At 36.8% G+C, this 18,523-nt stretch carries 22 protein-coding genes; 10 read left to right on the top strand and 12 right to left on the bottom strand.

Annotated elements, in window-relative coordinates; translation table 11 throughout:
* Positions 1 to 60: 60 nt before the first annotated feature.
* The 5 genes from ACOKFD_RS08625 to ACOKFD_RS08605 all read left to right on the top strand — a co-directional run bounded on the left by ACOKFD_RS08625 (position 61) and on the right by ACOKFD_RS08605 (position 4,997).
* A complete protein-coding gene (locus tag ACOKFD_RS08625) occupies positions 61 to 2,373 on the top strand; it encodes a S9 family peptidase (protein WP_422860850.1) in 2,313 nt (770 codons plus the stop codon).
* Between the two features lie 251 nt (positions 2,374 to 2,624).
* Complete coding sequence (locus ACOKFD_RS08620) at positions 2,625 to 2,831, top strand: hypothetical protein (protein ID WP_422860849.1); 207 nt, start codon at positions 2,625 to 2,627, stop codon at positions 2,829 to 2,831.
* A 3-nt stretch (positions 2,832 to 2,834) separates the two neighbouring features.
* A complete protein-coding gene (locus tag ACOKFD_RS08615) occupies positions 2,835 to 3,173 on the top strand; it encodes a hypothetical protein (protein ID WP_422860848.1) in 339 nt (112 codons plus the stop codon).
* Between the two features lie 43 nt (positions 3,174 to 3,216).
* Entirely contained in the window at positions 3,217 to 4,275 is a 1,059-nt protein-coding gene (locus ACOKFD_RS08610) for a sensor histidine kinase (RefSeq protein ID WP_422860847.1), read from the top strand.
* On the top strand, positions 4,272 to 4,997 hold the full coding sequence (locus ACOKFD_RS08605) for a LytR/AlgR family response regulator transcription factor (RefSeq protein WP_422860846.1): 726 nt from the start codon (positions 4,272 to 4,274) through the stop codon (positions 4,995 to 4,997). Before ACOKFD_RS08610 ends, ACOKFD_RS08605 begins: the two co-directional genes overlap by 4 nt.
* 139 nt (positions 4,998 to 5,136) lie before the next feature.
* Here ACOKFD_RS08605 and ACOKFD_RS08600 read toward each other — a convergent pair whose 3' ends face one another.
* The 3 genes from ACOKFD_RS08600 to ACOKFD_RS08590 form a co-directional block, all read right to left on the bottom strand.
* A complete protein-coding gene (locus tag ACOKFD_RS08600; protein WP_299000111.1) occupies positions 5,137 to 5,511 on the bottom strand; it encodes a DoxX family membrane protein in 375 nt (124 codons plus the stop codon).
* A 67-nt stretch (positions 5,512 to 5,578) separates the two neighbouring features.
* On the bottom strand, positions 5,579 to 6,364 hold the full coding sequence (locus tag ACOKFD_RS08595) for an SDR family oxidoreductase (protein ID WP_422860845.1): 786 nt from the start codon (positions 6,362 to 6,364) through the stop codon (positions 5,579 to 5,581).
* A gap of 2 nt (positions 6,365 to 6,366) precedes the next feature.
* A complete protein-coding gene (locus tag ACOKFD_RS08590; RefSeq protein WP_299000107.1) occupies positions 6,367 to 6,678 on the bottom strand; it encodes a cupin domain-containing protein in 312 nt (103 codons plus the stop codon).
* Positions 6,679 to 6,818: 140 nt separating this feature from the next.
* Here ACOKFD_RS08590 and ACOKFD_RS08585 point away from each other — a divergent pair, with 140 nt between their 5' ends.
* Together ACOKFD_RS08585 and ACOKFD_RS08580 are read left to right on the top strand one after the other, a co-directional pair.
* The gene (locus ACOKFD_RS08585) at positions 6,819 to 7,694 is read left to right on the top strand and encodes a tetratricopeptide repeat protein (protein ID WP_422860844.1); all 876 of its coding nucleotides are present in this window, start codon (positions 6,819 to 6,821) and stop codon (positions 7,692 to 7,694) included.
* Positions 7,695 to 7,759: 65 nt separating this feature from the next.
* Positions 7,760 to 9,103, top strand: a complete 1,344-nt coding sequence (locus tag ACOKFD_RS08580) for a UDP-N-acetylmuramate--L-alanine ligase (RefSeq protein ID WP_422860843.1) — start codon at positions 7,760 to 7,762, stop codon at positions 9,101 to 9,103.
* A 37-nt stretch (positions 9,104 to 9,140) separates the two neighbouring features.
* On the opposite strand, the gene ACOKFD_RS08575 is transcribed toward ACOKFD_RS08580, so the two are convergent.
* The 9 genes from ACOKFD_RS08575 to ACOKFD_RS08535 form a co-directional block, all read right to left on the bottom strand.
* Complete coding sequence (locus ACOKFD_RS08575) at positions 9,141 to 9,659, bottom strand: GNAT family N-acetyltransferase (RefSeq protein ID WP_422860842.1); 519 nt, start codon at positions 9,657 to 9,659, stop codon at positions 9,141 to 9,143.
* 49 nt (positions 9,660 to 9,708) lie between these two features.
* Positions 9,709 to 10,500, bottom strand: a complete 792-nt coding sequence (locus ACOKFD_RS08570) for an alpha/beta fold hydrolase (protein WP_422860841.1) — start codon at positions 10,498 to 10,500, stop codon at positions 9,709 to 9,711.
* A 77-nt stretch (positions 10,501 to 10,577) separates the two neighbouring features.
* Positions 10,578 to 11,333, bottom strand: coding sequence for a DUF6090 family protein (locus tag ACOKFD_RS08565; RefSeq protein WP_422860840.1), 756 nt, complete (start codon positions 11,331 to 11,333; stop codon positions 10,578 to 10,580).
* Between the two features lie 118 nt (positions 11,334 to 11,451).
* Positions 11,452 to 12,054 (bottom strand): DUF6434 domain-containing protein, encoded by a 603-nt coding sequence (locus tag ACOKFD_RS08560; protein WP_422860839.1) that lies wholly within the window; start codon positions 12,052 to 12,054, stop codon positions 11,452 to 11,454.
* A 57-nt stretch (positions 12,055 to 12,111) separates the two neighbouring features.
* Positions 12,112 to 12,579: a GNAT family N-acetyltransferase gene (locus tag ACOKFD_RS08555; protein WP_422860838.1), complete on the bottom strand. Its 468-nt coding sequence runs from the start codon at positions 12,577 to 12,579 to the stop codon at positions 12,112 to 12,114.
* A 353-nt stretch (positions 12,580 to 12,932) separates the two neighbouring features.
* A complete protein-coding gene (locus ACOKFD_RS08550) occupies positions 12,933 to 13,301 on the bottom strand; it encodes a DUF7079 family protein (protein WP_422860837.1) in 369 nt (122 codons plus the stop codon).
* Between the two features lie 193 nt (positions 13,302 to 13,494).
* A complete protein-coding gene (locus ACOKFD_RS08545) occupies positions 13,495 to 14,415 on the bottom strand; it encodes a TolB family protein (protein WP_422860836.1) in 921 nt (306 codons plus the stop codon).
* Between the two features lie 102 nt (positions 14,416 to 14,517).
* Complete coding sequence (locus ACOKFD_RS08540) at positions 14,518 to 14,910, bottom strand: hypothetical protein (RefSeq protein WP_422860835.1); 393 nt, start codon at positions 14,908 to 14,910, stop codon at positions 14,518 to 14,520.
* Positions 14,911 to 15,154: 244 nt separating this feature from the next.
* Positions 15,155 to 15,565 (bottom strand): immunity 70 family protein, encoded by a 411-nt coding sequence (locus tag ACOKFD_RS08535; RefSeq protein WP_422860834.1) that lies wholly within the window; start codon positions 15,563 to 15,565, stop codon positions 15,155 to 15,157.
* A 258-nt stretch (positions 15,566 to 15,823) separates the two neighbouring features.
* On the opposite strand from ACOKFD_RS08535, the gene radC reads away from it, so the two are divergent.
* From radC to ACOKFD_RS08520, 3 genes are read left to right on the top strand one after another with little or no spacing between them, the layout of a single operon-like run.
* Entirely contained in the window at positions 15,824 to 16,522 is a 699-nt protein-coding gene (gene radC / locus ACOKFD_RS08530; protein ID WP_422860833.1) for a RadC family protein, read from the top strand.
* 1 nt (position 16,523) lies between these two features.
* Positions 16,524 to 17,819, top strand: coding sequence for a polysaccharide deacetylase family protein (locus tag ACOKFD_RS08525; RefSeq protein ID WP_422860832.1), 1,296 nt, complete (start codon positions 16,524 to 16,526; stop codon positions 17,817 to 17,819).
* Positions 17,812 to 18,498 (top strand): YjjG family noncanonical pyrimidine nucleotidase, encoded by a 687-nt coding sequence (locus tag ACOKFD_RS08520; protein WP_422860831.1) that lies wholly within the window; start codon positions 17,812 to 17,814, stop codon positions 18,496 to 18,498. Before ACOKFD_RS08525 ends, ACOKFD_RS08520 begins: the two co-directional genes overlap by 8 nt.
* The last annotated feature ends 25 nt before the right edge of the window (positions 18,499 to 18,523 follow it).

The following is an 18,523-nucleotide window of genomic DNA, read 5'->3' as shown; positions in this document are numbered from 1 at the left end:
ACTGGGATGAGTCTTATTTCAGGTAATACTACTTCCTAACAAAAAAATAAATCACTACAAATGAAAAAAACACAAAAAACGAAACAGATTTTTGGAACCCTCTTTTTCCTGGCTTTTGGTATTGTATCCCAAGCTCAAGAAATCGCAGGTTCTTGGCATGGTACAATTGAAGTACAGGGAACAGAAATGCCTTTGGTATTCAATATTTCGGAAGAAGATGGTGCGTTATCTGCTACTATGGACAGTCCTTCCCAAGGAGCAACTGGTATCCCAATGGATGAGACCACTTTTGAAGATAGTCAACTAACGGTAGTTTTCAAGCAGGCTGGAATCAAATACGTTGGAAAGGCGAATGGCGATACCATGGAAGGTACGTTCTTTCAAGGAGGTATGGAATTACCGCTAAACTTGGAAAAGAAGGAAAAAACAATTCCAGGTAATCCTGATTTGGTAAGTTCAGATGCCGAATTGTTGGAATTAGCATCATTAGATCAAGGTGATTATCGCTACAAGGTTGAAGATTATTTTGCTCGCCCAAAGGCATCTACTTTCAGATTTTCACCAGATGGAAAATATATGTCGTACCGTGAGAAGGATGAGAATGGCAAGCGGCATATTATGGTCAAGGAAATAGCATCGGGAGATGTAAAAATGGCGATTGAAGAAAAAGAAGAGCTGGTACGCGGCTATGGTTGGATAAGCAACGACAGACTTGTTTATGCCATGGACAAAGGTGGGGATGAAAATTACCATATCTATGCCGTTGATTTGGATGGGAGCAATTTGAAAGACCTTACCCCTTTTGATGGAGTGCAAGCGCAGTTTACCGAACTTCTAAAAGAAGATAAGGACCACATCATTGTCTCCATGAACAAGAACAATGCACAGGTTTTTGAGCCATATAAGGTAAATGTCAATACAGGGGAATTAAAACAGTTGTTTTCCAATGAAGACCCAGCCAATCCCATAGTAGGTTATAATTTTGATAAGGATGGAAATCTAAAAGCGTATACCAAGATTAGAGATGGCGTGGAACAAGACCTCTATTACGAAGATGGCACTGGTGGTTATAAGGTGGTCAAAAGCTTGAACTGGAAAGATTCCTTTACTATCCTCGATTTTAATTACGCTTCAGATAATCCAAATGACGCCTATATGGTTTCCAATCTGGATAATGACAAAGCCGAAGTGGTTCTGTATGATTTAAAAGAAGATAAGATTCTGAATAAGGTATTTTCAAATGACAAGTACGATGTTCAGGATTTGGGAATCTCTAGGAAAAGAGGGTATGAGATGGATTATTTTCAATACGAAGGAGAGAAGACTGAAATTGTACCTGTGAGCGATTTCTACACCAAATTCCATAAGAAGATTGTTAGTCGCTTCCCTGGCAAACAATACAGTATTGCTGACTTTACGGATGAAGAAGACCAATTCTTGATTTTTATACAAAGCGACAAACTCTATGGGGAGTACTACTCATACAACCAAAACACCGATGAGTTTACATTTCTATACAATCTTATGCCCCAGTTGAAGGAAGAGGATATGTCGGAAATGCGGCCAATTACCTTCAAGAGCAGGGATGGACTTACATTGCATGGTTACATCACCTTACCCAAGGCCGCTTTGGCTGGAGAAAAAGTGCCATTGATTGTAAATCCTCATGGAGGTCCACAAGGAATTCGGGACTCATGGGGCTTTAACCCAGAATCCCAGTTGTTTGCAAGTCGCGGCTATGCAACACTTCAGGTAAACTTTAGAATATCAGGAGGATATGGTAAAGAGTTTTTGGAATCTGGATTTAAGCAGATAGGAAGAAAAGCAATGGATGATGTAGAGGATGGAGTTGAATATGTTATTGATCAAGGCTGGATAGACCCAAGCAAGGTGGCCATATATGGAGGTAGTCATGGAGGGTATGCTGTACTTAGAGGGCTTACCAAAACTCCGGACCTCTACGCATGCGGAGTGGATTATGTGGGCGTTTCCAATCTGTTCACTTTTATGGAGACCATTCCACCATATTGGAAGCCTTATCTAAAAATTATCAAAGAGATTTGGTATGATGAAGACATTCCAGAAGAAAAGAAAATCATGGAAGAAGTATCCCCGGTTTATCAAATTGATAAAATTAAAAAACCATTATTTGTAGTACAAGGGGCTAATGACCCTCGAGTAAACATCGATGAATCGGACCAAATAGTGAGTGCCCTCCGTGGTAAAGGATTTGATGTTCCTTACATGGTAAAGTATGATGAAGGCCATGGGTTTGGAAAGGAAGAGAACCGGATAGAACTCTACAAGGCAATGATGGGCTTTTATGCCAAACATTTAGGCAAACAAGAAATTCCAACACCTTTGAAGGATTAATAAATACAGATCAATCAAAAAACGAAAAAGGAGCCTTTGGGCTCCTTTTTTTGTGTATTAATGTGGCTGAAAAGTGTTTACCGCTCAAGCATTTGTTTTTACCACTGGTCATAAATTGATTTCATACTTGCTGTTCTTGTGATAGTTTAGCCTTGTAAAGCAACTTAAAACGGAATTATGATAGCTCTAGCAAAATTGATAGTTACCCTTTTAACCTCACTTTTTCTAATAATCTTCTAAACCTGATAACTATGAAACTAAGAAAAGATCAATGGATAGTTTTGGGAATGGGTATAGCGGGAGTTTCTATTGCCCTTTACCTGAGAGCAACTGATTCTGGGTTTGATAAATTCTTCCCTATTTTTTATGCAGGTACTTCTATGATTTGGATCGCATTTATAAACGATAGACGTTCTTGTAGGGCAAAGCGAAAGAATACGGAATCCAAAAGAAAATAGATTATGGAACGGAAAGAAAAAGTATTGGCACTTCTAGCATCCTTTACATTCACCATAGTTGGGTTTCTTCAAATTGACCAATCTGAAAATAGAGCTTTAGCAGGGCTTTCATTTTTGACCGCTGCATTGTTTTTTTATCAGGCTTTTGGAAGGAAGATATTGGCCTCTTGCTCACTTTCCATAATCAAGAACGAATCAAAAAGTATGGTGGCGGGCGATGGTAAAGCACTTTTAAATAGGAATCAAACGGTTAAAGTGGCTTTAATAACCTTTTTAGCTGTAGTGATATGTTTTGGTATTGGTTTTGGCGTAGGGAAGCTTCTATACCACGTTATCCACTAAAAACCTCCTAAAGTCAATATATTTGATAGCGAAATAACAACGGATGAATATTACCGAGAAGAATCAAAACACCATTTTTTGGGTACTCCAGTTTTTTGGATGGGGGTTTATCAATTGTCTTTCGCTTTTCGTAATAAAGGAAAAGACCACTTTTCTGATGGTATCTTCCATTGTCTTTGGTATTCTCATGAGTATTTCTACAACCTCTCTGCTTCGATGGTATTTGAAGAGAAATGTGAGCTTTGAATCCTTTGATATAAAGGATTTTTTAAAAATAGTTATCTCTTTTCTAGTTACCTGCTTCCTCTTTGGGTTTCTAAATTATGCCTTTGGATACCTTTATGGCAAGTTTGGACCCGAACATACGGAAGCAGAAATCCAGTTGTATAAAGCCTATAATGCGGTGTGGCTTCAGATTATCAATGCCCTTTTCATGGTTGGTGCATGGCTGGTTACGTATTTGGTAATCAAACTATTGCTCAAGCTGAATCGTGACCGTATAGAACGGCTCGAGTTGAATACCAATTTGAAGCAGGCACAGCTCAACACCCTTAAAGGACAAATCAATCCCCATTTCATGTTCAATAGTCTCAATAATATTAGAGGACTTATGTTGGAAGATGTTGATAAATCACGTGAAATGCTGACCAAATTGTCGGAAATTCTTCGGTACTCCATGACCAAAAACAACATCAATTCAATCCCTGTTGAAGAAGAACTTGAAGTGGTGGATAATTATATTGATTTAAGTAAGATTCAATTTGAAGACCGTTTGGAATTTGTAAAAGATATTGATTCGAGTACACTTGGACTTGAAATTCCGCCTATGGTGATTCAACTTTTGGTGGAAAATGCTGTGAAACATGGTATTTCGAATTTAAAGCACGGGGGAAAAATCATATTGAGTATAAAGAAGGATGCCGAATTATTAAAGATAGAGGTAAAGAATACCGGCAAACTACAGATTGCGCACAATACAACTCAGCTAGGATTGAAAAATATTAGACAACGTTTGAAGTTACTTTATGCCGATAAAGCATCTTTTTATTTAAGCGAGATAGCAGATGAGGTTGTAGCACTTATTAAAATTCCCTTGGCATGAAAATGAAAGCTGTGATTGTTGAGGATTCACGTTTGGCCCGCCAAGAGCTTAAGGAGTTGCTAAAGCAACATAACGAGGTAGAATTAATAGGGGAGGCAGGAAATGTGGATTCAGGGTATGAGTTAATTCAAAAAGAACATCCAGATATTTTGTTTTTGGACATCAATATGCCAGAAAAGGATGGTTTTGAGCTTTTGGAAATGCTAGACGATGTTCCCATAACCATTTTTACAACTGCTTTTGATGAGTACGCTATTAAATCCTTTGAATACAACGCCTTGGATTATTTGTTAAAGCCTGTAAGTGCAAAGCGTTTTTCCCTAGCTCTGGAAAAGGCACAGGCAAAGCTGAACGAAAAAAAATCAAAAACTGTTAAAGGAAATCGTCTTTCCGCAGATAGTCAAATCTTTATAAAAGATGGGGAAGACTGCTGGCTCATAAAAATAGGTGAGATTTCACATTTTGAAATTGTAGGAAACTACACCCGTGTCTTTTTCCAAGATAAAAAACCGCTGCTCTATAAATCTTTGAACCAAATTGAGGTAAAACTGCCTGAAGATTCCTTTTTTAGGGTAAACCGACAGCAGATAATCAATACTAACTACATTGATGGTGTTGTGCCTTGGTTCAATGGGAAGTTAAAACTGAAAATGCAAAATGGGGATGAGATAGAGGTTTCCAGAAGGCAATCCTACATCTTTAAAGACAAAATGAGTCTATAGAAAGAGGCTATTAAAAAGAGTGAAAGTCGTCATTCTGAATTCATTTCAGAATCTCAACATTGTTAAATTCAAATATTGAAAAGAACCTGAAACAAGTTCAGGTTGACGAAACTTTATTTTTAAGATAGCCTCTTTTAAGTTAAGCCCTTAGTATATCCTTATACCGGTCTTTGTATCCAATAAGTACAATAATATTCAAAACAAGCATTCCTATGGCTGGGCCAATATCAGCAGGTGCAAGCGTTGCATGAAAAAGTACTGCGTTTACAGAAACGCTCATCAAAATAATCGCCATTAGTGCCCCATAACGATTGAGAACAAAAGCCAATCCTGCCAAAACTTCAACAAGGCCCACTAAATCCAGCGTCTTACTTGCTGAAAGGGAAACAAAATAGTCTAAGGGAGGTCCAGTTAGTTCAAAGGGAGGTAAAAATTCGAAGAATTTGTTTACCCCAAAAACCAACATCATGATGCCCAAAAGCCATCGAACCACCAAAAAGATTTTCGAATTCATCAGTTTGAATTTTTAGGTTAGATACTAAATGTACTTAATTTTTATCAACCCGATGAAAGATGCGAGGTTACATGGATTTTAAGAGGCCCCCATCTATAGGGATGTTGGTCCCGGAAATATAACCTGCTTGTTCCGAAGCCAAGAAGGTAACTAGAAACCCGTATTCTTCGGGTCTACCAATCCGTTTTGCCGGAACCTGTTCTTCCATGGCGCTTCTTACTTTATCAGGAGAAACGCCCATTTTTTCCGCCTTCTTCGCATTAAGCGCGGCAATCCTATCCGTATCAAAATAACCTGTCAATACGCTGTTCACAGTAATATTGTCCTTACCTACATCAATGGCTAGACTTTTGGCCCAAGTAACCATGGCAGCTCTAATTGAGTTTGAAAGAGCCAAATAGTTTAATGGCTCCTTTACCGAAATGGAAGCAACATTAATGATGCGTCCCCACTTTTTTTGAAGCATTCCTTTGAGGGTATGCTCGGTAGTCAGCACAACCGACTTGAAAAGTAAATCAAATGCTTTTTGGTAGTCAGAAACGGTTTTTTCCAAGGCCCCACCTGCTTCAGGACCTTGGGTGTTGTTCACCAAAATATCGATGGTTTGGTTTTCAAAAAACTTGGACATTTTTTGAGAGAATCCTTCAAAATCTGAAAAATCGACCACTAAATACTTGTGGTTTTGACCAGAACTTATATCCATTTCGTCCACAACCTTTTTTAAGGCTTCTTCGTTTCGGGCCATTACGGTTACATTGGCGCCACTCGATGCCATTTGCAGGGCAATTGCTTTTCCAATGCCTTTACTGCTTCCTCCCACAAGGGCATTTTTACCTAATAAAGAAATATGCATATCTACTTATATTCGGCTCTTACCGGGTTGAAAATATCCATCAATTTACAGGGTGTTAGTGCTTTCCCACTATGCGGAACATTTGAGGGGATAACCACCACATCTCCGGCATGGTAAATTGCAGTTTTTCCATCTAAGGTAAACTCAAAATCACCTTCAACCACATGCATTATCTGTTCATTGATATGATGGTGTTCCGGTACGGCGGCACCTTCTTCCACATCCCAGAAAACCCAGGTCATGCTTTCGGAATGTACCAGTTTGCCATGGTATCCTGGCATTATTTCCTTTGAGGGAATTTCAGATAGATTCATTTGTAACAATGTTTTTCCATAAAGCTAAAAATACTGAAATAGGCCATTAAGACCAACTCCATCCTCTTATCTTAAAATTAACAGTGCCATATTTAAGGAAACCCAAATCCTATCGACAGTTTTTGTGTTTGAACCTTTTTATGAAATCTGCATTCTTACTACTTTTCTTGGCTGCTTTCCCGATTTTTGGACAACAATCCCAGATGGAAAAGGCTTCAAGTTTGTTTGCTGAAAAAAAATATGGGCAGGTCAAAACTATTCTACAGGATGAGGTAAAACGGAATTTATCTTTTGAAGCTAAAGCACTTTTGGCAGAAACTCATGGAAATTTACGAGAATGGGACGAAGCCATAGATTTGTATGAAGAGTTGGTAGCACAATTTCCAAATAATGCAGAACTGCAGTTCAAATATGGAGGGGTCATGGCCAGAAAGGCGGAGGTTGGCAGCAGGGTAAAAGCGTTGATGTTGGTTGGGAAAATCAAGAAAAGTTTTCTAAAATCTGCGAATTTGGACCCTAAGCATATTGATGTCAGATGGGGTTTGATTGAATTTTATACCACTGTTCCCGCTATTTTGGGTGGAAGTACCGCCAAGGCCTTCCAATGTGCCAAAGAGCTTTTAAAAATATCTCCTATTGAAGGCCATTTTGCTTTAGCCTATCTGTATGATTTGGAAAATGAACCACAAAAGGCCCAAGAGAACTTAATGAAGACTGTACCTTACTTTAAAAACCTGCAATCCATAAAGCGAAATCAACTCAACTATCTTATTGGTAAGGTTTGTAGTGATTTTAATTTGGATTTGGAGAATGGGATTGAACGGATGAAAACCTACATACAAGATTATGGCGTAAAGGATGGAGTGCCTATTTCCAAAGCATATTATCAAATGGCAAAACTATATCGCTTAAAGGGCGACAGAAAATTAGCCAGTATTTGGATAAAAAGGGCATTGCAATCAGATTCAAAATCCAAACTTGCCTTGGAAGAGTGTAAAATCATCGATATGCTCTAAAGCAAGGTGAAAACTCCACAGTATTTTTTTTGGCAATAGCTATCTTTGGCGGGTAAATTCAATTTATGAAGATTCATTTCATAGCCATTGGAGGCAGCGCTATGCATAATTTGGCCCTTGCCTTGGCAGATAAGGGTTACGAGGTAACTGGAAGCGATGATGTAATTTTTGAGCCTTCTAAAAGCAGACTGGCTGCTAAAGGTATATTACCCACTGAATTTGGATGGTTTCCAGACAAAATAAACAAGGAATTGGATGCTGTGATATTGGGAATGCATGCAAAAGCGGACAATCCAGAGCTGTTAAAAGCACAAGAGCTTGGCGTTCCCATGTATTCCTATCCGGAGTTTTTGTATGAACAATCTAAGGACAAGACTCGTGTGGTTATTGGGGGAAGTCATGGGAAAACCACAATAACCTCCATAATTTTACATGTGCTCCAATATTGTAATATTGAAGTGGATTATATGGTCGGTGCCCAATTGGAAGGTTTTGACCGTATGGTACATCTGACCGCTACCAATGATTTTATTGTGCTGGAAGGTGATGAGTACTTGTCCTCCGCTATTGATAGAAGGCCGAAATTTCATTTGTATCAACCCAATATTGCTTTATTAAGTGGTATTGCATGGGATCATATCAATGTGTTCCCAACTTTTGAAGGGTATGTGGAGCAGTTCAAGATTTTTGTTGATGGAATAGTCAAAGGAGGTAGCATCACATACAATATGGAAGATGAAACCCTAAAAACTGTGGTTGAATCTTCTGAAAATACCATACGCAAATTTCCGTATCAAACTCCGGAATATAGGGTTGAAAATGGCCTTACCTTGTTGGATACCCCGGAGGGTGAAATGCCCATCGAAATTTTTGGGAAGCACAATCTAAATAACTTGGCCGGAGCAAAATGGATTTGTCAGCAGATGGGTGTGGACGAGGCCGATTTCTATGAAGCCATTGCCTCTTTCAAAGGAGCTTCTAAACGGATGGAAAAGATAGCTGAAAGAGGCACTACGGTAATATTTAAGGATTTTGCCCATTCTCCGAGCAAGGTTCGGGCCACTACTTCTGCAGTTAAAGAACAATATCCTGAAAGAAGAGTATTAGCTTGCTTGGAACTGCATACGTATAGCAGTTTGAATGCCGAATTTTTAAAGGAGTACCAAGGTGCTCTGGACAAAGCAGATGAAGCAGTTGTTTTTTATTCTCCGGATGCCGTTAAAATTAAAAGGTTGGAGGAAGTCACTGAGTCTCAAATAAGAGAGGCGTTCAAAAATCAAAACCTTAAGGTTTATACTGACCCAATTGCATTTCAAGAGTTTCTTTTTGGCCAAAACCTAGATAGTACAGCTTTGTTATTGATGAGCTCGGGAAATTATGGAGGACTTGATTTTAATCAACTGAAATAAAAATCGATACATTATTTTGTAATGTACCGGGTCTTTCTTACTTGAGTTTTTTATTCATAACCCAATTCTCATAGATGTTTTTCTCCATTGGAAAATCAACCTTACCTATTTTTTGATAACCTAGCTTTTCATAAAACGAGATTGCGTGAGCATTTCCTATGTAAACTTCCAAGTTTAATTCCTTAAATCCTTTCTCCTTTAATAGTTTTTCAGACGCAAGCATTAATCCATATCCTATTCCCTTTCCATTAAATCTTTTTAAAACATATAATTTGCTCAATTCAGAGGTGCTTATTTTTCTTATTGGGCAATTACTATTAAAAAGTAGTTCTGCCACACCAATAGGGTTGTCATCGTAGTAGGCAATCAGAAATTGGTCAGGATTATTTTTAATTATTTTTTTGATATGGTCGTTTGAAAATCTTTTTTCGATAAAGTTTGCAAACTCAAATGTGATTCCTTCGGTTGCATAAACTTCTATGTAAACGGTTTTGAGCAAAACGGAAATTCTTATGGAATCATCAATACCTGCCTTTTTATAAGAGATTTTATTCATGAAGGAAATTGTTGTCTTTTTGTGATGCTGCACCGCGTAAAACCTTTGGTTAATCTATTATTTTATTACTTTCAGATGCCAGAGCTTTCCCATTTAAAAAGTCTATTGTCCTTGTAATAGGCTCTATTGAGTCAGTTCCAATCCAAAATAAGTGCCCCCATTCATTATTCAATTTAACAATCCTTGAATTATCAATCATTTTGCTTGAGTGCAAGGCGTGCTCAAAAGGAACACTAGCGTCGTTTTCACTATGAATGATTAGCGTTGGGCATTTAATTGTTGTAAGGATTTCTTCATCTATGCTTTGGTCAATATCGTTAAGGAACCCATTTTTAGAAGAGTAGTTTCTCATTGCTGAAATCAACTCATCAACATCATCTTTTTTTAGTTTGTGACTTGGCTTATTTGAAAACTGAGGATAAAAACTCTTTGCAATCATTTTGGGGAAAATAGTAGAGAAGAGCCTAACCATGCCCCAGACATATTTTTCAACTCTTGGGTTGAATATTCTTTTTGCAGTCTTATATATTTTTTCCTCTTTGTCCAACCATTTTTTTGAGATTGCCGAGGCCAAGATCAGTTTGCTTACTTTGCCTGGGTAATTACTGGCCAACTCAATTGCGGTCAGTCCACCGGCTGAAACTCCATAAACAACAAAACTGGTTATTGACAATTGATTCAGTAATTCCATAATCAGGGCGGCGGCTTGTTTTGGAGTTCGATTTCCGGTCAATTGGGTTTTTCCATATCCAGGACGGGAAGGCGTTATCAACCGAAACTTTTTTACGTCAAAGCCCTTGTGGCAAAGGTTCTCAAAACAATTTGAATGCCCGCCATGCACAAATACTATTGGAATTCCTGTTCCTACTGAACAGTATTCAATAGCCCCGAGTCTTGTATGTATTACTTTGCTACTGGCTATTTTCTGAGTTTTATTTCATTTTCCAAATCCGTTACCAAATTTTGGTACTCCAATTCCAAACTTTGACCTTTTGATATAACCTCGCCCATTTTGTTGAGAAGCAATATGTACATGTTTTTAACTTTTTGCGAATTAAAGGTTTTGGTGTAGAAAGCTTTATCTCTTTTTTTTTGCTCGTCTGTTCTCTCCTTAAGTTTGGCCAATACCTTTGGGTCAATACTATAGTTTTCAATGAAATGCCTTTCCAAATGTTCTTTGGTATATTGTGTTATTTCATCCTCACTTTCTTGATAGTCCTTTACCTTATCATAAAGTTTGGATATTCTGTTTTTTAAGGAATCATTGGATATTAATTCTATTTTACCTGAATTTATCATGGAATTGTAAATCCCAGTAGATGGGTCGAATGTATGATTTTTAACATTAGTTGTTATCAACGAGTCAAGATGGGGAAGTTGATAGCTTGAGACCTCAATGAAGAGAACTTCCCGTAGGCTCTTATTTCTTAGAATTTGGGCGTTGAGAATATAATCTAACTCAATACTATTTATTTTGATAGACTCCTTTAAACTTTTTAAGGTTTTTAGTTCTTCCTTTTTAAGTTGTTCATTTTGATTCCAATTGTTTATCTGTAAAGCGATTAAAATACCGAGTACTACCAGTATTATTTCTCCGATGGCATATCTAAAGTATTTTCCAATTTTTCCTTTGGATAACAGATTTTGTCGCTTTTTTCTAAAGAATTTTATCATTCGTTGTGGTTGGTTAAAGTATGACAGCACTTTTGCTCCGTCAAAAGATGGGTTATTGACTCATACATTTTGGTGTTATTCTAAATTACAATGAATTAAAGCTAAAGTCTGCAAAAGCTTATTCTTCTCCAAGAATAATATCTGACTTTTCATATTTTACAAACCCGTTTTTCATGGGCAACTCTTTTTTTAATAACCAATACTTTTTGACACCTTTAAAAGCGTAATTGGGATTATCGTCAAGGAAATCCCTAATATACTGGCTGTACATGTTGTTTTCAGCTATATCTCGCTTAAAATCTGGATTATCTTTTCTCATTTCAAGTATATTCCATTGTTGAATGGCGTCTTTCAGTGTTTTTCCCTCGTTTGATTTTACCCAATCCATAAAATCTCCGTGACAGCGGAATTTACCTCCTATGTGATTTGCCATAAAGTTTCTGAAGTTGGGTCCAAAAGATACGTTGTCGGTAATTCGGGTATCCTTGGTCAATTTAGACTTTGACCAATTGAATTTTGATTTTACTTTACGTTTTTTGGGTTCAGGCTTTATCTTTCCATCATTATCCAAAGCGAACATAATTCGGTCTCTCAAATCGAACTTTCTTCCACGGATAGGCAAACCTGAACGTTTACAGATTTCTACCAATTCTTCCTTTAACCAATACCATTGATTAAACTCCTCTCCAGTTTTTATATCTTCAAAATTGGGTCTAGGCATAGTTGGTGTTCGGTTTTTTTTCGTATTCAACGGTTTGTAAAAAGATTTTTGAAGTATTTAAGGCTTATTGTTGGTAGTTTTTATCTCAAAATTAAAGTGACGAACTTTTTCACCTTTTCCCATTGTTGATTCATAGAATTTCACTGCTTGTTTATCCTCTGAATATGCATCAACAAAAATTGTTTCTATTCCTTTTTTTGATGCGTATTCTTTCAAATAATTGATCAACCTTTTTCCGACCCCTTGATTTTGGAATTCAGGTTTTACCGCTATATCATAAATGTATAATTCACTTTTATCATTGTAATAGCGTTCCAGTTCATATGCCGTCAACCCACCGATAATAATACCATTCATAAATGCGGCAACCGCATAAAACTCTGGTTTGTTCAATAACTTCTCCAACTGCTTTTTTGAACCTACTGTATGATATTCTTCAAAAACCTCATTGAGCAACCCAATAAGTTGAATAAATAGATTGACATCGTTCTTATGAAGCCTTGATACTTTCAAACCGTTTTCCATAATTATCTTCAGTTGCACCCAATGGTCTTGGCCCAGAATTGTTTTATGAGGTGTAAAAAGTCTTTATTTGGAGTCATTGTTGTAGATTCTTTTTTTGTTTTCTATCCATTTTTTGCAATTCGCTTTTGAGGTTTCTTTTTCTAAATAAGGTTGATTTCTTTCAATGATTTCAATACAAAAATCAACAACTCCAATATCTTCATTCAGTTCAATTAACTTGTCTGTGTTCTTCAATGTAAAAACATCAAGTAAAAAATAAGCAGCCCAAAGATTTGTTCCAAATTGTCCTTCTCGTAAAAAATGACAAAACTCTATGAGTTTATCTTGATTCTTATAGTTCAGAACAATGAGTTCTAGTTGGATTTTATGTCATTGTAGACCTTTTCAAGTTTGTTCCAATACCCCTTATTCATCCATTTTAAAGTCAGATAAGAACTTTCAATTGCGATTTTTTTAGCAGTATTTCTTTTTGAAAGTGACTCAACGATACTATTGACCAACCATTCTTCATGAAAACCGGCCCATTCTCCCGCAACGCTCATTAAATTCGGTTGAAGAACTGGAAAAATCTCGTATTTATCTATTTCCTTGACTTTTTGGAAGGAGTAGGGGCTTTCAATTATTTTGAAGGCAATATGTCTGAAGTCTGATTCTTGAAGTTCTGTATCCAGATAAAAATCAGATAGCGCAATCCAAATTGGTTTCCTTTCTTCTATGTTCAAAGTCCTATTCCTTAAAATTACAGATAGCGTTATCTGCCATAATTTATAATGGTAATGTCTACTTTACGGCTTGCTAATTGATGTTCTGAAAAGTTAAGATTTTTTCGTTTATGGAATATGCCTTGGATTTATGTTTTTGGGAATATGGGTCTAAAGCAAACTAAAGATTCTTTTGCCGACGTTTCAGTTTCAATTAGGGCATTTCCAATATAGCCGTACTTACCCATCTAAGCTTCCCATTGTTTGAATAAAATATAAACTTTCCATCCGGCGAAAGTGATGGCGCAAAATCTTGACGTGTACTATTGATTTGATCCCCTAAACTTTGAGGCTCTGTCCATGTGTTATTACCGTCTTTGCTGCTGTAGTACAAACTACTATTACCATTTTCATTGATTGAAAAAAGCATAAAACGTTCATCTGGAGAAATATACGGGTCAAACTCATACTTTTCCGTGTTCAGAGGTCTCCCAACATTTTTTGGCTCCGAAAACGTATAGTTGTCCAAAATTTTAACCGTGTAGATATCAAATGAACCCTCTCCACCATTTCTGTTTGAAGAGAAAAAAGCATTTCCCATATTTGAAATTGAGAAGAAATATTCGTCAAAATCATCGGAATTAATAGGTTTTGCAAGTGGCTTTGGATTTAACCATTCACCGTTTTCTTTATCGGCGTACCAAATATTAAAATCCAGATTTTTATCTGTTTCGTGAGTCGGTCTTTTAGAAATAAAGTATATCCTGTTTCCATCTTTGGTTAAAAATGGGTCGGCGTCGTTATAGTTGGAGTCGGAAAAAGTGGCGATGGTTGGTTCGCTCCATTTTCCATCATGTTTTTTTGAAAAGTAAATGTTTTCTTTTGAGTCAATTGTAGTGAAATAGATTTCGTTACAATTTTTCATCTCAACATTGTATTTGAAGCTTCCTTTTAAATCCAATACTTCAGGATTGAAATCTTGCGGAACACCTTTTGGTAAGGATAAATCGAAATAATTACAATCGTTTTCCTGGGCATTAAGACCACAGCCAAATAGGGCAACCAAGGAAGTGAAAACCAATTTTTTTAAAAAGGATGCTCTTAAAATATGCTCGGAACCTAGTTGCCAATTCATTTCTTTTTAAGTTTTTTTTGTTATTCAGCGGTGCAAAGATTATGGATTCAGCGTCAATTTCATCTTGATGCAATTTAGTTTTTACTTTGAAAACTTTAAAATCTATTCAAGGTTATCCCAGGCTGACATTCCATCTTTTTTAATTTGTAAAATACCATATAGGATTGCTACTCCAGCAAGTCCAAACAATGCTGTTCCAAGACCTAGTCCAATTGAAAGGTTTATTCCCAAAGCTATTAAACTAGTTGCTGCAAATCCCCAAAACGCCCATTTTTTCCATTGAAACAACATAATTGAAAAAATGAGGTTGGCAATTCCAACGAAGGCAAGTGTCATTATCATTGATTTTGATACTGGGGTCGGTAAATTTTGCGAAACGGTATCTCCTGAAAAAAGATAGGTAATTGAGGTAAAAGAATTGGCAATTATCATCAGAATAAGCCAAGCAGTTACACATCCATGTCTTTGTTTTGATACCATTTTTTGATTTAACAACCAGTGTTGGGTTTGAAGGTCTAAGCTACAATTTCTTCGATTGTATCAAATATTTTTTTGAATCTATTCTGAAATGACCAAGTAAAAGACTTCCAACTGTAATTAATTATTTTTTAGTTCTATTGTTTCACTCCAAAGTCATGTGCACGATCAACAATTCGTTTCCAAGTTGCAATTTGGCCACAATGCCTTTTGATTAAGCACTAAACTGCAATTATTTTTATACGTTGTTGTAAGCAGTTTTTTATTCAATTGTTATTCCACTTTTTTCAGATTTAGCTCTTTCAATTACTTTAAAAATAACTTCAAATAAATCTTTTCCTTCCGAAGTCACATAGTAATTGGATAAGTCAGTTATATCCGAACTAATATTATCTCCCCAAGGTGGCATTTTATTCAAGTCATATTTGTCCCAAACTACTTTTGAGGGTTTGAATTTGCTCAACCGTTTCCGAATGTCTTTAAGCTCTTTTTCCGCTTTGTCTAAATTTTCATAGTTCAGACTTCCATTATAAAACTCATTCAGTACAATAGGGTATTTTTTTTCAAATATTCCTTTTGTCAGACGAATTTCAATTGTGTCAAAAAAGGAAGTCAAGAAATCGCTCGTTCCTATTTCATATATGAAATGACTTGTTCTTAAATGTACTCCCATTTGGTTTTTTCAAATTGCTTACAACAATAGTATAGCCTTTAATCCTTAAATTTCCATAAAAACCATAAACCAACCAATAAATATGGGAGAATAAGGCGAATTACATATTTGTACTTAAGTACAAATGTGTACAAACATTTTGAATTTTGTAAATGAATTGAAAACCTATTGTTTTTCAATGCTTTGACAAGGTAATTCTTCCCATGATAGTTATGTATTTTTATCTGGGCCTTAGTTTTGAAACCGCTATATTTAAGCATGCAAGAAAATACCCTTTCGCTTCCCATCCGAAATTGGGCCAATGACGATAAACCTCGAGAGAAATTGGCACAAAAAGGGCGTTCCGTACTTTCAGATGCAGAGCTTTTGGCTATTTTAATTGGGTCGGGAAATAGGCAAGAGAGTGCCGTTCAACTTTCTCAACGTATTCTTTCCACGGTGGATAATAATCTTAACGAACTGGGAAAACTATCCATTAATCAATTGAAAAAATTTAAGGGAATAGGGGAAGCCAAAGCAATTACTATTGCCGCGGCATTGGAGATAGGCCGCCGTCGCCACGTACAGGAAGGTATAAAAGTAGAGAAAATAACAAGTAGCCATGATGTTTTCACCTTGTTGTACCCTCTGATTGGGGAACTGGAACACGAAGAGTTTTGGGTACTCTATTTGAATAACTCCAATAAGGTAATCCATAAGTCTCAGCTAAGTAAAGGCGGTATTACGGGTACTTTGGTAGATGTACGTTTGGTAATGAAACAAGCATTGGAGCTGGGTGCGGTTGCCATTATTTTGGCCCATAACCATCCTTCAGGGAGTTTAAAACCAAGTACATCGGATAAGCAGATAACCAAAAAACTGAAGATTGCAGCTGAAGCTTTGGATTTAAAGGTTTTGGACCACCTGATTTTGGCCCAACACCAGTATATTAGCTTTGCCGATAAAGGAATACTGTGATATGTTGCTCATATACACCCATAAAATAACCAACCGCCTAAGCTATGTAACCAAACAGATTTTTGGGGGCATCTTAGGGGTGGATACTGCGCTTACCACCAAGGTTGAAGACTTTATTAAACATGCTGGTCCTAAAATAACTTATACCAAGCAAGCCCTCCAAAACGAATTTTTTATACGAAGCAATGACCTTCTGTTTGAACAGGGGATCAATGATTTGGAGATTCGAGTTTCAGATTGGGAGGGTGTTCCTTGTTTTTTTGCAACGGATGAGAAAAGCGCTGTACCCTATGATATTTTTTCAGCTAGTTTTTTTCTTTTGAGTAGGTACGAAGAATATCTCCCGCATGTTAAGGACAGTGTTGGTAGATATCCTGCAAAAGAAAGCTTGGCTTTCAGAAATAAATTTTTGGAGTTACCCGTTGTAGATCTTTGGGCTCATAAACTATTCGTATTGGTGAAAGAGCGTTTTCCGGAAATTAAAGCAAAAAAAAGGAAGTACAATTTTACGAGTGTGGTTAATGTAACTGCCTCTCATTGCTATGCACACCGTGGTCTGGTAAGAACTCTGGGGGGATATTTACTAGATCTTGGTAAGTTTGGTTTTAATAAAATGGTAAAACGAACGGCTGTTTTACTTCGCCTTTCCAAAGACCCTTATGATAATTTTGAAAAACTGGTCAAAATTCATAAAAAGTACAAAGTAAAAAGTATGTTCTTTTTTCAATTTGCCGAATATTCTGCACATGATAAAAACATTTCACCCAATAACAATAAATTTCGATATTTAATTAAATCCATCGCAGATTATAGCGTGGTTTCCCTCAGCACTTCGTTTTTATCCTCTACGGACAAAAAAGTTTTGATAGAGGAAAAAAAAGGTCTACGGGGTTTGATACATAGGCCCATAAAATATGCTCGACTCCGCTATAACCGGGTAAATGTGCCTAATACCTATCGTACATTGATTGAGGTGGAGTTCACAGATGATTTTTCAATGGGCTACACACACCAGATAGGTTTTAGGGCAGGTACCTGTACACCCTTTTATTTTTATGATATAAGTCTGGAATCCAGACAACCCCTAAAGGTGCACCCTTTTGCAGTGCACGACTATGCGCTGTTGAATTACAAAAATCCCAGTGAAGTGTTTGATAAATTGGACATTGTTTTTAGGAATATTAAGGGAGTAAAAGGAAGGTTCATAGCTATTTTTTCCAATGAACTTCTGGGAAGTAGGCATAGAATTCCTTGGATTTCCCTCTATGAAAATTTATTGAAACGTTATCATGTTTGAAGGAGTTAAGGATGTCTTTTTTGATTTGGACCATACCCTTTGGGATTTTGAATTAAACTCAGCCCTCACGTTCCAAAAAATATTGGTAGAAAATGAAGTTACTGTGGAAATAGCTTCATTTCTTGAGGTGTATCGTCCTATAAATTTGGCATACTGGAAAGTATATCGAGAGAACAGGATAAGCAAGGAAGATTTGCGGTACAAGAGGCTGAAAGAAACGTTTGATGCAATTGGATATAAGGCCTCAGATAAATTAATTCACATTCTTTCAGAAAGGTATATCGACGATTTGTCCACTTTCGGGAATCTCATCCCCTATGCCATGCAAACTCTTAACTACTTAGCCCCAAAATATAATCTCCACATCATTACCAATGGGTTTAAAGAAACCCAGAGGAGTAAAATGAAAAACTCCAATATCGATCATTTTTTTGATAAAATCATAGATTCTGAGACTGCGGGAGTAAAAAAGCCGCATCCCCAAATTTTTGAAACCGCTTTGGAGCATGCAAAAACCTCAGCTAAACAGTCTTTAATGATTGGAGACAACTTAGAAGCAGATATTCTGGGAGCACAAGCCTTGGGCATGCAAGCGCTTCATTTTAATTTTCACAACGAACCCAAGCATCAATTGAGCCGAATCATTAACAGTTTGGACGAAATAAAAAACCTTTTGTAGAGTTATAGTAGGGTAGTAGTATTGG

The sequence above is a fragment of the Flagellimonas ulvae genome (genome assembly GCF_049333175.1).
Lineage (GTDB): Bacteria > Bacteroidota > Bacteroidia > Flavobacteriales > Flavobacteriaceae > Flagellimonas.
Note: the sequence above shows the minus strand (reverse complement) of the source record. Positions and strands in the feature narration are given on the sequence as shown.

Excerpts from the sequence above, each read along its gene's own strand:
- ACOKFD_RS08625 (WP_422860850.1), top strand. The coding sequence starts at position 61 with ATGAAAAAAACACAAAAAACGAAACAGATTTTTGGAACCCTCTTTTTC.
- ACOKFD_RS08600 (WP_299000111.1), bottom strand. The coding sequence starts at position 5,511 with ATGAATTCGAAAATCTTTTTGGTGGTTCGATGGCTTTTGGGCATCATG.
- ACOKFD_RS08610 (WP_422860847.1), top strand. The coding sequence starts at position 3,217 with ATGAATATTACCGAGAAGAATCAAAACACCATTTTTTGGGTACTCCAG.
- ACOKFD_RS08615 (WP_422860848.1), top strand. The coding sequence starts at position 2,835 with ATGGAACGGAAAGAAAAAGTATTGGCACTTCTAGCATCCTTTACATTC.
- ACOKFD_RS08575 (WP_422860842.1), bottom strand. The coding sequence starts at position 9,659 with ATGAATAAAATCTCTTATAAAAAGGCAGGTATTGATGATTCCATAAGA.
- radC (WP_422860833.1), top strand. The coding sequence starts at position 15,824 with ATGCAAGAAAATACCCTTTCGCTTCCCATCCGAAATTGGGCCAATGAC.
- ACOKFD_RS08560 (WP_422860839.1), bottom strand. The coding sequence starts at position 12,054 with ATGCCTAGACCCAATTTTGAAGATATAAAAACTGGAGAGGAGTTTAAT.
- ACOKFD_RS08590 (WP_299000107.1), bottom strand. The coding sequence starts at position 6,678 with ATGAATCTATCTGAAATTCCCTCAAAGGAAATAATGCCAGGATACCAT.
- ACOKFD_RS08595 (WP_422860845.1), bottom strand. The coding sequence starts at position 6,364 with ATGCATATTTCTTTATTAGGTAAAAATGCCCTTGTGGGAGGAAGCAGT.
- ACOKFD_RS08605 (WP_422860846.1), top strand. The coding sequence starts at position 4,272 with ATGAAAATGAAAGCTGTGATTGTTGAGGATTCACGTTTGGCCCGCCAA.
- ACOKFD_RS08520 (WP_422860831.1), top strand. The coding sequence starts at position 17,812 with ATGTTTGAAGGAGTTAAGGATGTCTTTTTTGATTTGGACCATACCCTT.
- ACOKFD_RS08585 (WP_422860844.1), top strand. The coding sequence starts at position 6,819 with ATGAAATCTGCATTCTTACTACTTTTCTTGGCTGCTTTCCCGATTTTT.
- ACOKFD_RS08545 (WP_422860836.1), bottom strand. The coding sequence starts at position 14,415 with ATGAATTGGCAACTAGGTTCCGAGCATATTTTAAGAGCATCCTTTTTA.
- ACOKFD_RS08620 (WP_422860849.1), top strand. The coding sequence starts at position 2,625 with ATGAAACTAAGAAAAGATCAATGGATAGTTTTGGGAATGGGTATAGCG.
- ACOKFD_RS08535 (WP_422860834.1), bottom strand. The coding sequence starts at position 15,565 with ATGGGAGTACATTTAAGAACAAGTCATTTCATATATGAAATAGGAACG.
- ACOKFD_RS08580 (WP_422860843.1), top strand. The coding sequence starts at position 7,760 with ATGAAGATTCATTTCATAGCCATTGGAGGCAGCGCTATGCATAATTTG.
- ACOKFD_RS08555 (WP_422860838.1), bottom strand. The coding sequence starts at position 12,579 with ATGGAAAACGGTTTGAAAGTATCAAGGCTTCATAAGAACGATGTCAAT.
- ACOKFD_RS08565 (WP_422860840.1), bottom strand. The coding sequence starts at position 11,333 with ATGATAAAATTCTTTAGAAAAAAGCGACAAAATCTGTTATCCAAAGGA.
- ACOKFD_RS08525 (WP_422860832.1), top strand. The coding sequence starts at position 16,524 with ATGTTGCTCATATACACCCATAAAATAACCAACCGCCTAAGCTATGTA.